Origin of the sequence: Desulfoluna butyratoxydans (assembly GCF_900699765.1) — a bacterium.
Taxonomy (GTDB): Bacteria; Desulfobacterota; Desulfobacteria; order Desulfobacterales; family Desulfolunaceae; genus Desulfoluna; species Desulfoluna butyratoxydans.
In genome coordinates this window covers 796,684-808,414 of sequence record NZ_CAADHO010000001.1, presented here as the reverse complement: position 1 = coordinate 808,414, position 11,731 = coordinate 796,684, and the positions used below count along the sequence as shown (strand labels likewise).

Genomic DNA, 11,731 nt, shown 5'->3' with positions numbered 1-11,731 from the left:
TTAATTTAAAATAAAAATATCAGCCATGAAAAATGAATGAAAAACCTCCCTTGATATTGCTTGTGGAAGACTCAGACGAGTTGCTCTGGGTGGTCGCCAATATCCTTGATGCCGCTGGGTTTCATGTGGAGGCGGCCCTGAGCGGCGGCGAGGCCCTGGAAGAGTGGGGCCGCCACCCCGAGACGGCGCTGGTGATTTTGAACTATCGCCTTCCGGACATGAGCGGGCTCAGTGTGCTCCGAAGGCTTCGGGAGCGGGGCTACACCCGTCCGGTCATCGCCATTTCCGGGTTCGGGACCCGGGAGGTGAAAGAGGGTTTTTTGAGCAAAGGCGCCTTTGCGTTTCTGGAAAAACCCTTTGACATGCATGTGCTCATCGGTCAGTGCCGCATGGCCCTCAATGGCCAGCCGGGGGTGAAGACCGAGGCCGTGAACCAGGCGTAACGGGCCTGGGCGCAGGGCTTTTTGGGGAGGTTTTAACGAAGACGAGATTTCAGCACCCGGTGCAGGGCGGTCGGGTGCTGGACAGCGGAACGGCGGGCAACTTTCCGCGGTTCCAGGCAAGTCCGGCGGTTGGTTTGTGATGAGACCGCATTGTTACTTACCCTTACGACAAAGGAGTGTAGCCATGGCAGTTGAAAAAACCAATGCATCGTCAAGCCTTGTGGAAGTTGTGGACCGGATCCTTGACAAGGGTGTGGTCGTGGATGCCTGGGCCAGGGTTTCCCTGGTGGGCATCGAGCTGTTGGCCGTGGAGGCCCGGGTCGTTCTTGCCGGTGTGGACACCTACCTCAAGTATGCCGAGGCCGTTGGCCTGACGGCTACGGCGACCACAACAGCCTAACATCAACGCGGAGGTGAGATTGGCAGGTATCCTTGAGGGCATCGAAGGCGCTGGTTATCGCCCCTTTGATCACGACGCGGACCTTAAGCATATCTGGTATCTCGGGTGTTGATGGCAATGGATGGGACCGATCCCCGGGTGGCTGCAAAAAAGCCCCCCCCAAAGGGCGGCACCATTTAGAAAAACCGTCAATCAATCCGACAATACCCCGCCGAGCGAAACCATTCTGGTTATTGTCCGATTTATTGACGGTTTTTGCACATTAGACCATGGAAAAAGGTGGGCGCATGGGCACCGGTGAGGAGTTAAGGCAACTGGCGGAGAGCATCATCGATTCCTATGAAGGGCGCGTCAAGACGGTGTGTGCCCTGATGGCACAGGCCCACGAGGTGCTGGTGACCTATCGATCCGACCTGGCGGCCATGGTGGCCGAGGTCCGGTCCAACCTGGCCGCCTCCCGCAGCCTGAGGCGTGCGGATTTTGATGCCATGGTGGGGGATGTCCTGGACCGGCACCATCGGATCGAGACAGAGGCCGCCGGCCACCTCATCCGGTTTCGAACGGAAGAAGAAGAGGTGATCGAGCGGTTGCGCCACATCATCAGCAACGGGTGCGCAACCCCCCTTGAGGATGTGGAGTTCATCCGCGAAGAGATCCTGTCCCGGCAGAAAGAACGGGAGCTGGAGGTGATCGGCATCTTGAAGCGGTTCCAGGTGGAGCAGGTGGAATTGAAGATCGGCCTGCGCAAGCTCCTGGACAAGGGGGACGAGGTGAAGGTGAAGGACCTGAAGACCATGCTCAAGGCGATCAGGGCTCAGCAGAGCGAGACAAACCAGACGCTCTTTGCATTTCTGGACGACTTTGACCGGATGCGATGCCGCGTCCAGGGGCAGTGGCAGCAGGTGGCCCGCCTGAGCAGTTGATGGGAGGAGCCCCGGTCTGTGCCGGGCGGCGCGGTGCCGGTGCGGCCGGAAGCATTCAACAACACGCGCAAAGGACGCTGAACAACAGGCGGCCTTTGGGTCGGCAGTCCATGGAGAGGGTATCATGTCAACAACCCAGGATTTCAATCGGTTGGGGGAGGAGATCGCACAGGCGTACGAGCAGCGGTGTCTCTTCAGGGAAAAAATGCAGCAGGAGTTTTCCAACATCAAAAAGGGCACGGCAGAGTTGCTCGGGTCCCTGGCGGAGCATCGGTTTGAAATGGCCCAGGACCTGAAGGCGGGACTCAAGCAGTTCACCGACGAGCTCGGGGAGAAGGGCAGGCAGCGCCAGAAAGGGGCAGAGGATGCCTCCCAGGAGCGCATGGCCCAGATCGATGCCCTTCGGGCGGACATGCGGCAGATGGAGGCCGAGACCCGCAGTTTTCTCGAGGGTCTGGAAGGGGCGCACCGGGCCATGGGCGAGAGCCTCAAATCGGAGCTGGCCGAGTTTTCCAAGACCTTTGGTTCCCGGTCCAAAACGGACTTGAACCGCCGCGTGCAGGAGATCAAGAGCAGGCGGGCCGATGTGGGCACCATGCGGGGAGAGATCCGTTCCTTTCTCGGGGGGCTCGCCAAGACCCGGGAGGCCATGGAACGTGCCCGCAGGTCCGGCATGAGGGCCTTTGAAGAGGAGCGTAAGGCCGGAGTGCAGGATTTTCTGGACACGGTGCGAACAGAGCACCAGGAGATGGCCGCGGCCTGGCAGGGGATCGTGACAAAGATTACCTCGGTGCTGGAACGTCACAGCCAGGAGAGTCCGGCCAAAGGCAAAACCAGGGGCGGGACACAGGCGGGGGCCTCGTCGGCGGCCGCAACGGGTGAGGCAGGCGACGTGGGCCGTCTCAAGGCCGAGATCACCGAGACCCTTTCGGCCCATCCGGACGGGTTGAAGATGACCCAGATCGCAGAGATCCTCGGCATCGGGCAGTGGCGGACGCTGATCCCCATCATGCGTGACCTTCAGGATGCCGGGACGATCCGGAAAGAGGGGGCCCTCTACGTGTCCGAGTGATGGCGAGACTTCAATTTTGTGCGCCATCGTCATGCCCATGAGGTGGTGCCTGTGCAAAGGAGAGTGACATGTCCATAGCTCACCCCACCACCGTCCTTGAACCCCGTTCCATGTCCGACTTTGTGGAGACGCCGTATATCAAAGGTGTGGCGGACCGGGCCCTGGGGTACATCACCGCAGGGTTTCCCGTGCACCTGCGGGGCATTTCCGGCACCGGAAAGACCACCCTGGCCATCCATATCGCCGCCAAGCTGGGGCGCCCCCTGATCCTGATCCACGGGGACGAGGAGTTCTCCACCTCGAATCTCATCGGCAGCGAAAACGGGTACAGCATCAGCAAGGTCCGGGACAACTTCATCCATTCGGTGCTGAAAACCGAAGAGAACATGAGCAAGCAGTGGGTGGACAACCGCCTGACCGTGGCCTGCAAGTACGGGTTTACCCTGATTTACGACGAGTTCACCCGCTCCCGTCCCGAGGCCAACAACGTGCTGCTCTCCGTGCTCCAGGAGCGGATGCTGGACATTCCCACCACGGGCAACGGGGACAGCAACTACGTCAAGGTGCACCCCGATTTCACGGCAATTTTCACCAGCAATCCCGAAGAGTACGCAGGGGTCCATCGCAGTCAGGACGCCTTAAGGGATCGCATGGTGACCCTGGACCTCGACTACTTTGACGAGGAGACCGAGGTGGGCATAGTCCACTCCCGCTCGGGGGTCTCCTACGACGACTCCAAAAAGATCGTGGGCATTGTCCGGGGCCTGCGGGACTCGGAGGTGTTCGAGTTCGCCCCCACCATCCGGGGCTGCCAGATGATCGCCAAGACCGCCAGGGTGTTGGGGGCCTCCGTGGATAAGGACGATTCAACGTTTCGCCAGATCTGCGTGGACATTCTCTCGTCGGAGACCACCCGCATCGGCAGCCGGGCCACCAAGGAGAAGGTGACCAAAGAACTCTTTAAGCTCATCGACAAGCACTGCAACGGCAAGGCCAAGGCCAGGGGGAAAGGGTGATGGCAAAACATCGGCATGGAAAAGACATCTACCGGCGGGGCTACGGCAACATGCGGACCCCCATCAAGCACAACATCGCGGCCAAGTTCCGGCCGGTCCAGTCGAGTTATCTTGAGATGTTCATCCTGGACAAGCACCGGAGCCGCCTGCGCCAGGAGAGGGCCAACCTGCTGCGGCGCATCCATGAGATCGAGGCCGAGCTGGCGGCCCTGGATGCCAAAATCCATGAGGTGAGAAGCGGGGTGGAGGTGGAGATGGACCAGATGGACGAAGAGCAGATGGATAAGCAGGGGCCCGAGAGCGGGATCCGTACCATGCCCCTGGGGTACTGACAGAAAACAGGGGCTTCAGGCGGGGTGACACATGAGACAGGACGGCAAATACGTGTACTGCATCATGGGTGAAAACGACGGCAGGAACTTCGGGCCCAAGGGCATCGGGGGGCGGGAGGATGTTGTCACCACCATCGGGTACAAGGACATCAGCGCGGTGATCAGCAACACCCCCATGACCCGTTACGTCATCAGCCGGGAGAACCTGACCCACCATGAGAAGGTGATCGAAGCGGTGATGAAGGAGTACACCATTTTACCGGTGCGTTTCTGCACCATCGCCGAAAGCACCGAAGAGATCCGGACCCTTCTGCGTAACCGCTACGCCGAGTTCAAGGGGCTGCTCAGGGACATGGACAACAAGATCGAGATGGGGGTCAAGGCGTACTGGAAAGGGATGCCCGCTGTGTTTCAGGAGATCGATCGGGACGATGCATCCGTGAAAGATCTGAAACACAAGCTTGGGGGCAGGGGAGGGGATGACACCGGAATCAAGGAGGCCCTGGGAAAGGCCGTGGAAAAGGCCCTGGCCGTGAAGAAGGCCGATGAGAGCTGGCCCCTGGTGAACCGCCTGCGGCGTATCTCCGTGGACGTCAAAACCAAGGAGCCCCGGGCCGGAGCCATGGTGTGCAACGTGGCCTGCCTCATCGACCGGACCCGGGAACGGGAGTTCGACTATGTGGTGGAGGAGCTGTCCGAGGCAAACGAAGGGCGTTATGCCTTTGCCTACGTGGGCCCGGCGCCTCCCTTTCATTTCGTCAACATTGAAATCAAAGCGTGATGGTCGCCCCGGCAGACGGAGCGGGGAGCCATCAGGCATCATCAGCAAGGCACGGGGGTAGGCAATGAGTGACAAGGAAAGATCCGACAGGAAGATGGAAGCCCACGGAGATTTCGGTTTCGGGGGGCTCTTGAAAGGACTCGGCAACCTCATCGACGCCGCCGCCAAGCTGGCCGAGACCGGCGAGGGCCAGAAGCGAACCGGAGAGTTCGACTTGAGCAGCCTGGACAAGATCAAGGGGCTCAAGGACATTCGGGGGGTCTACGGCATCAACGTGCGGACCCTGCAGGACGGCAGCCCCGTTGTGCAGTCCTTCGGCAACATCAAAAAAAGCCCCAAGGGGCCCGTGGTGGAGGAGGTGCGCGAACCCATTGCGGACCTTTTTGAAGAGGAGGGTCAGGTCCGGGTGGTGGTGGAGATGCCGGGGGTGGAGGCCGAAGAGATCTCGGTGTCCGTCTCCGACGACATCCTGACCATCCACGCCGAGGGCAAGAACCGGGAGTACCAGAAGGAGGTGCTGCTGTCCGAACCGGCCCAGAAGGACCAGGTGAACTGGACGTACAAGAACGGGATTCTGGAGATTACCCTAACCATGGATTAGAGGTCCTATGGATAAGACAAGCCTGACCCTGAAGGTAAAGGAGGCGGAGTCCAAGGACGTGGGCCGCGGCATCGTGCGGTTCGATCCTGCGGATTTTCCCGGCATCGGCGTGGAGGTGGGCGATATCGTCGAGATCAAGGGCAAACGAACCACCGTGGCCAAGGTGATGCCGGCCTTTATGGAGGACCGCGGCCAGGGATGGGTGTGCCTGGACGGCATCGCCCGGGACAACGCCCAGGTGGGCCTGGACGAGAAGGTCAGCATTGCGCCCTGTGGCTGCAAGCCCGCCCAGAAACTGACGGTGAGCCCGCTGACGCCCCTGCGTTCCTACGACCCCACCTACATCGGGAGCCTCCTGGAGGGGATCCCCCTGGTGACGGGGGACACGGTGCGGGCCAAGCTTTTCGGGGCCCAGACCCGGGACTTTCAGGTGACGGGTACCAAGCCCGACGGGGTGGTCATCATCCGTCCCGAGACGGCGGTGGTCATCCAGGAGCCCCGGGAGAAGGGGGAGGTGAAGTCGGCCCGGGTCTCCTACGAAGATGTGGGCGGCCTGGGCAAGGAGATCCGGCGGATCCGGGAGATGATCGAGCTCCCCTTGAAATATCCCCAGGTCTTTGACCGGCTGGGCATCGATCCCCCCAAGGGCGTTCTCCTGCACGGACCTCCCGGCTGCGGCAAGACCATGATCGCCCGGGCCGTGGCCAACGAGACCGATGCTTATTTCAGCCACCTGAGCGGGCCGGAGATCATGAACAAGCTCTACGGGGAGAGCGAGGCCAACCTGAGGCGTATCTTTGACGAGGCCTCGGCCCGTGCCCCCAGCATCATCTTTCTTGACGAGATCGACGCCATCGCTCCCAAGCGGGAGGAGATGGGCGGGGAAAAACAGGTGGAAAAACGGGTGGTGGCCCAGCTTTTGACCCTCATGGACGGGCTCTCTTCCAGGGGGCAGGTGATGGTCATCGGCGCCACCAACATCCCCAATGTCATTGATCCCGCCTTAAGGCGCCCCGGACGGTTCGACCGCGAAATCGAGATCAGCATCCCGGACCGCAACGGTCGCCTGGAGATCCTCACCATCTACACCCAGGGGATGCCCCTGGCCGACGACGTGGACCTTGCAAAAGTCTCGGAGATCACCCACGGCTACGTGGGCGCCGACCTGGAGGCCCTCTGCCGGGAGGCGGCCATGGCCTCCCTTCGTAACATCTTTCCCCGCATCGATTTTGAGTTGGAGGAGATTCCCATGGATACCCTGCTGAACCTGCAGGTGACCATGGGCGACTTCACCGAGGCCATGAAAGGCATCGAGCCCTCGGCCATCCGGGAGGTCTTCACCGAGGTGCCCAACGTCACCTGGGGGGATGTGGGCGGGCTGGACGGGGTAAAGTCCCTGCTCAAAGAGACCATTGAATGGCCCCTGGCCTATGCTTCCCTGTTTGAGCGGGCAAACACCTCCCCTGCCCGGGGGATTTTGCTCCATGGCCCCCCCGGAACGGGCAAGACCCTTTTGGCCAAGGCCGTGGCCTCGGAATCCGGGGTCAACTTTATCTCCGTCAAGGGCCCGGAGCTTCTCTCCAAGTGGGTGGGGGACAGCGAAAAGGGGGTGCGGGAAATATTCCGCAAGGCCCGCCTGGCTTCTCCCTGCATTGTGTTTGTGGATGAAATCGACAGCCTGGTGCCCCAGCGGGGCATGCACGGAGCCTCGGCCGTCACCGACCGGGTGATCAGCCAGTTCCTGACGGAGATGGACGGCATCGAGGAACTCAACGGCATTGCGGTGCTGGCGGCCACCAACCGCCTGGACCTCATTGACGCGGCCCTGCTTCGTTCCGGTCGCTTTGATTTCCACCTGGAGCTGCCCCCTCCGGACGAGGGGGCGCGCCGCGAGATCTTTTCCGTGCATACCAAGGACAAGCCCCTGGCGGAGGGGATCGATCTCAACGCCCTGGTGGCGGCCACCGAAGGCATGGTGGGGGCCGACATCGAGTTCATCTGCAAGGCCGCGGCCATGGCTGCCATCCGTGCCTTTATTGCCTCCGGGGAGAGCCAGACGGAGCGGTTTGAGATCACCATGGGCCATTTTGAAGAGGCCGTGGAAACGCGTCAGAGGGACCGGGGCGATGGACGGTAACGCACTCTACCTTTACGGCTTCATGACCGCGGATGCGCCCTTGCGCCTGGGGCCCTTCGGGCTGGACAACGGGGAGGTGGTCCTCAAGGGGGGGGCGGGCCTTGCCGTGGCGGTAAGCGAGGTGGCCCCCGTGGACTTTCCGCGGCTGCCCAGGGAGACCCTTTTGAAGTACGTTGCCGAGCACCAGCGGGTCCTTGAAGGGATGATGGTGCGGGGTCCGGTGATCCCCTTGAAGTTCGGTACGGTTGTGGGGCGAGGCTCTGAGGTGGAGGCCCTGCTGGCCAACGGCCGCTCCCGGATCCTGGCGGCCTTTGAAAAGGCCCGCGGCAAGACGGAGCTGGATGTGGTGGCCCGTTTCAGTGATTTTGAGCGGGAGCTCAGGGAGATCGGTGCCACCGAGGCCGTGGCCCATTTCCGGCGCGAAGCGGTGCTGGCCTCCGAGGCTGACAGGCAGAAGGCCCGGATGACCCTGGGCAAGATGGTCAAGGCGGAGCTGGAGCAGAAACGCAAAGGGTACGCCGAGGCCATCGTCGAGGGGCTCAAAGGGGTTTCGGCGGCCCTTGCTCCCCTTGAGGTGCGGGACGATGCCGTCATCGTGAGCCTGGCTGCCCTGGTGGAGGAGAAGGAGACACCTCGGTTTGAAGAGGCCCTCACCGACCTGGACCGGCGCCTTGAAGACCGGGTGGATTTTCGCCTTATCGGGCCCCTGCCCTGCAACAGCTTTTATACCCTGTCCGTCCAGCAGGTGGACTTTGACGAGATCGACGGGGCCCGAAGGTGCCTCTCCCTTCCTGAGCGCGTGACCCCGTCGGATATCCGGGAGGCTTACCGGCTCATGGTCCGGGAGTGCCATCCGGACAGCCGTTCCCGTGGAGAGCTTCAGGCAGGCCGGTTTGAGGACGTGAGCAAATCGTACCGGTTGCTCCTGGCGTTGTGCGGGGAGGGGCCGGTCTCCTTTGCAAAGGGCGGTGAGAGCCGGTGGCTGACGGTTCAGCGGTCGGATCAAACCGGCAGGGGGGGGCCATGAGAGAGCTGATCCTGGTACCCATGATCCATTCCGACCCCGATTTGGGGGCGGCCGCCGAGAAGATCCGGCTCATGCGGGAAAAACTTTACGGACCGGACCGGCTTGCGCGCCACGAAGCGGTGGTGACGGCCTTCTGGGGAGGGGTCGAGCAGCGCCTGGGAGCCGAGGATGCCCACCGGCTCAAGATCTATCAGGACGGCATGGTGGAGGCCGGCGAGATCGGTGATGCGGTGGTGCGGGAACTGGCCGCCAAGGGCAGCCCCAACTTCCTGTGCATTTCCCGTCTCATGGCGCAGGGGGCGGAGATTCGAAAGACCGAGGACCTCACCCTGATCCGTCGGGAGTACGAACTCACCATGAACCTGGTGCAGGCCCGGTCCCTGTGGCAGAAGCTCTACCGACTGGCCCTGTCGCGGTTTCAGAGACGGGGGCTCCTGAAGCGCCGGGACCGGTTCATGGCGCATCGGATCAACACGACCCTTGAAGACGGGGAGGTGGGCGTTCTCTTTGTGGGGGCGGCCCACCAGGTGCAGCAACACCTTGACGCGGAGATTCGCGTGGAACCTTTTAAAACGCCCGGGCTGGTCCGGGCTTACATGAAGGCGGTGAAACGTCGCGGGGGAGAAGAGGAACTCCTTCGCCTGGGCGAGGAACTGATCGGGTGAAACAAAGGTGACTATGGGCCAATACATCTATGCAGTGGCCGCAACGGGCGAGGAACGGACCCTGGGACTCGGCGGCATCGCCGAGGAAGGGGGGCAGGTGTCCATCATCTGCCATCGGGACATCGGGGCGGTGGTGAGCCCGTCGCCGGTGACGGAGTATGCGGTGAACCGGAAAAACACCATGGCCCACCAGACCGTCATGGAGCAGGTGATGGCCGAGACCCCCATCCTGCCGGTGAAGTTCGGTACCGTGGGCGACGGGGCAGAGGCCATCCGCACAAAGCTCCTGGCCGAGCGTTACGATGAGCTCAAGGCAAAGCTGGCCTACGTGGCGGACAAGGTGGAACTCGGGCTCAAGGTGCTGTGGACCGACCCGTCCCAGGCATATCGGGAGATTGTGGAGGAGAACCGGCAGATCCAGAGGCTCAGGGACCGGCTCAACACGCAGAAGGGCGGGGCGCGTAAGGAGCAGATCCGACTGGGAGAGCTGGTGGCAGGCGCCCTGGCCCGGAAGCGCGAGGCCCTGGATACGCGTATCGGGTCGTTTTTCGACGGGCTCTGGGTGGAGCAGAAGAAAAACCCGCCCCTGGGGGACCGGATGATCACCCACAGCGTCTTTCTCGTGGCCCGGGACAAGGAGAGGGCCTTTGATGAGGCGGTGCACCGTCTGGACGAGAGCACCGAGGGGCGCATGAAGATCAAGTACGTGGGGCCTGTCCCTCCAAACCATTTTATCGAGCTGGTGGTCAGGTGGTAGACCCATGGTGTTGATTCTCGACGACATATTGCTGGCGCCTGTGAAGATGACCGTGTGGGTGGCCGGAAAGCTGCGGGACACGGCGCTTCAGGAGATGACCGACGAAGCCGGCATCCATGAAGAGCTTTTGCACCTCCAGATGCAGTTTGAGATGGAGGAGATTGACGAGGCGGAGTTCGACCGGAAGGAGCAGGCGCTGATGGACCGGCTGGATCGGGCACGGCGCTTGAAAAAAGAGATGGACGAAGGTTGAAAGACGCCTACAACCCTGGACAAAAAAAGGACACAGCCCATGGCGATTTCATTTACCGAGGCCATTCAGAAAGCCCGTGAGGAGCTCAACATGCTCATCGGGCTTGAGATCGACTCCACGGTGAGCGCCGAGCCCAACGCCGAAGGCTGGCGGGTGACGCTCGAAGCCATCGAAAAGAGAGCCATTCCCGACAGCCTGGATATCCTGGGGGTGTACGAAACCATGCTGGACGACGAGGGAAAGGTGTCGGAGTTCAGACGGGTCCGGATGCGCAAGCGCATCGATACCGACGATACGGAGGATTGATCCCATGAGCCTGGAACCGACCCGGGAAAGCAGCGGAAGCCTTGCCGATGTGGTGGACCGGATCCTGGACAAGGGGCTGGTGATCAACGCGGATATTGCCGTGTCCGTGGCCGGGGTGGAGCTCTTGGGAATCCGGATCCGGGCGGCCCTGGCCTCCTTTGAGACGGCGGCCAAGTACGGCCTGGAGTTCCCGTCCGGCACCGAACTCCAGACCCCGGCCTGGGACGAGGCCCTTTCGGCCAAAGAGCACTGTCCCCAGTGCGAGAAGGTCCTCCCCGCCGAAGAGCTCATCACCACCGGTTGCCCCTGGTGCGGCTGGATCAGCGCCAAGGCGAGGCAATCGAACCCCGGCCTCACCACCTCGGTGTAACCCGTGTGGAAGACCCTCATGGACAAGGTCCGCCGGGGACAGGAGGAGAAGCAGGCCCTTCGGCGGCAGAGCGGGTACTGGACCCGATGCCCTTCCTGCGGCAGGGGCGTGGTGAAAAAGGCCTTTTTGAAGAGCGGCTGCTATGTGTGCGGGGCAGGGCCGGACACACCCGGGGAACACCGGTCCCCCCTGGCCTACAAGATCCCCTGTCCCGGGTGCGGGCGCCCTGTGGTGCGGGAGTCCATGGAACGGACCGGGTGCTACCTCTGCGGGTTCTCCCCGGAAGAAACAGGCAAAGGCAACCCCCATGGCCATTGACATCGATGAGAACAACTTAAAGCACGGGGTGCTGGGGCTGGTGGTGGCCCTGGTGGAGGTGATCCAGGACGCCCTGCGGCTCCAGGCCATGAAGCGGGTGGAGGGGGGGAGCCTGTCGGATGAGGAGGTGGACAGGCTGGGCCAGGCCTTGATGGACCTGGACGAGGCCATTGCCGAGATCAAGGCCCAGCAGGGAATCTCCGAGGCCGTGAAAAACGTGCGCGACGGCCTGGACGAGATGGTGGACGACGTCCTGGAGAAAATGATCAATCCGAACCGCTGGTCCGGACCATAAGGCCAGACAAGACAGTGGTGCGTAACTGGCTGAAT

The 11,731-nt window shown here is 62.0% G+C and carries 17 protein-coding genes; all 17 read left to right on the top strand.

Annotated features, from left to right (window positions below):
* The first annotated feature begins 62 nt into the window (after positions 1 to 62).
* A complete protein-coding gene (locus MSL71_RS03510) occupies positions 63 to 443 on the top strand; it encodes a response regulator (RefSeq protein ID WP_180137267.1) in 381 nt (126 codons plus the stop codon).
* Positions 444 to 627: 184 nt separating this feature from the next.
* Entirely contained in the window at positions 628 to 843 is a 216-nt protein-coding gene (gene gvpA / locus MSL71_RS03505; protein WP_092209254.1) for a gas vesicle structural protein GvpA, read from the top strand.
* A gap of 287 nt (positions 844 to 1,130) precedes the next feature.
* The gene (locus tag MSL71_RS03500; protein WP_180137266.1) at positions 1,131 to 1,766 is read left to right on the top strand and encodes a hypothetical protein; all 636 of its coding nucleotides are present in this window, start codon (positions 1,131 to 1,133) and stop codon (positions 1,764 to 1,766) included.
* Positions 1,767 to 1,890: 124 nt separating this feature from the next.
* Entirely contained in the window at positions 1,891 to 2,838 is a 948-nt protein-coding gene (locus tag MSL71_RS03495; RefSeq protein ID WP_180137265.1) for a hypothetical protein, read from the top strand.
* A gap of 68 nt (positions 2,839 to 2,906) precedes the next feature.
* Positions 2,907 to 3,854, top strand: coding sequence for a gas vesicle protein GvpN (gene gvpN, locus MSL71_RS03490; RefSeq protein ID WP_180137264.1), 948 nt, complete (start codon positions 2,907 to 2,909; stop codon positions 3,852 to 3,854).
* Positions 3,854 to 4,186 carry a hypothetical protein gene (locus MSL71_RS03485; RefSeq protein ID WP_180137263.1) on the top strand — a complete coding sequence of 111 codons (333 nt, stop codon included), beginning with the start codon at positions 3,854 to 3,856 and terminating at the stop codon, positions 4,184 to 4,186. Before gvpN ends, MSL71_RS03485 begins: the two co-directional genes overlap by 1 nt.
* Positions 4,187 to 4,217: 31 nt before the next feature.
* On the top strand, positions 4,218 to 4,967 hold the full coding sequence (locus MSL71_RS03480) for a GvpL/GvpF family gas vesicle protein (protein ID WP_180137262.1): 750 nt from the start codon (positions 4,218 to 4,220) through the stop codon (positions 4,965 to 4,967).
* Positions 4,968 to 5,031: 64 nt separating this feature from the next.
* Complete coding sequence (locus MSL71_RS03475; protein WP_180137261.1) at positions 5,032 to 5,568, top strand: Hsp20/alpha crystallin family protein; 537 nt, start codon at positions 5,032 to 5,034, stop codon at positions 5,566 to 5,568.
* Between the two features lie 7 nt (positions 5,569 to 5,575).
* On the top strand, positions 5,576 to 7,705 hold the full coding sequence (locus MSL71_RS03470; protein ID WP_180137260.1) for a CDC48 family AAA ATPase: 2,130 nt from the start codon (positions 5,576 to 5,578) through the stop codon (positions 7,703 to 7,705).
* Positions 7,695 to 8,732 carry a GvpL/GvpF family gas vesicle protein gene (locus tag MSL71_RS03465; protein ID WP_180137259.1) on the top strand — a complete coding sequence of 346 codons (1,038 nt, stop codon included), beginning with the start codon at positions 7,695 to 7,697 and terminating at the stop codon, positions 8,730 to 8,732. Before MSL71_RS03470 ends, MSL71_RS03465 begins: the two co-directional genes overlap by 11 nt.
* On the top strand, positions 8,729 to 9,397 hold the full coding sequence (locus MSL71_RS03460; RefSeq protein ID WP_180137258.1) for a hypothetical protein: 669 nt from the start codon (positions 8,729 to 8,731) through the stop codon (positions 9,395 to 9,397). The genes MSL71_RS03465 and MSL71_RS03460 overlap by 4 nt, the downstream gene beginning before the upstream one ends.
* Before the next feature lie 13 nt (positions 9,398 to 9,410).
* Positions 9,411 to 10,154 (top strand): GvpL/GvpF family gas vesicle protein, encoded by a 744-nt coding sequence (locus tag MSL71_RS03455; protein ID WP_180137257.1) that lies wholly within the window; start codon positions 9,411 to 9,413, stop codon positions 10,152 to 10,154.
* A 4-nt stretch (positions 10,155 to 10,158) separates the two neighbouring features.
* Positions 10,159 to 10,407, top strand: a complete 249-nt coding sequence (locus MSL71_RS03450; RefSeq protein WP_180137256.1) for a gas vesicle protein GvpG — start codon at positions 10,159 to 10,161, stop codon at positions 10,405 to 10,407.
* A 15-nt stretch (positions 10,408 to 10,422) separates the two neighbouring features.
* A complete protein-coding gene (gene gvpO / locus MSL71_RS03445) occupies positions 10,423 to 10,713 on the top strand; it encodes a gas vesicle protein GvpO (protein WP_281374442.1) in 291 nt (96 codons plus the stop codon).
* Positions 10,714 to 10,717: 4 nt separating this feature from the next.
* On the top strand, positions 10,718 to 11,083 hold the full coding sequence (locus tag MSL71_RS26855; protein WP_180137254.1) for a gas vesicle protein: 366 nt from the start codon (positions 10,718 to 10,720) through the stop codon (positions 11,081 to 11,083).
* An 18-nt stretch (positions 11,084 to 11,101) separates the two neighbouring features.
* Complete coding sequence (locus MSL71_RS03435) at positions 11,102 to 11,401, top strand: hypothetical protein (protein ID WP_180137253.1); 300 nt, start codon at positions 11,102 to 11,104, stop codon at positions 11,399 to 11,401.
* Entirely contained in the window at positions 11,391 to 11,696 is a 306-nt protein-coding gene (locus tag MSL71_RS03430) for a gas vesicle protein K (protein WP_180137252.1), read from the top strand. Before MSL71_RS03435 ends, MSL71_RS03430 begins: the two co-directional genes overlap by 11 nt.
* Positions 11,697 to 11,731 lie beyond the last annotated feature (35 nt).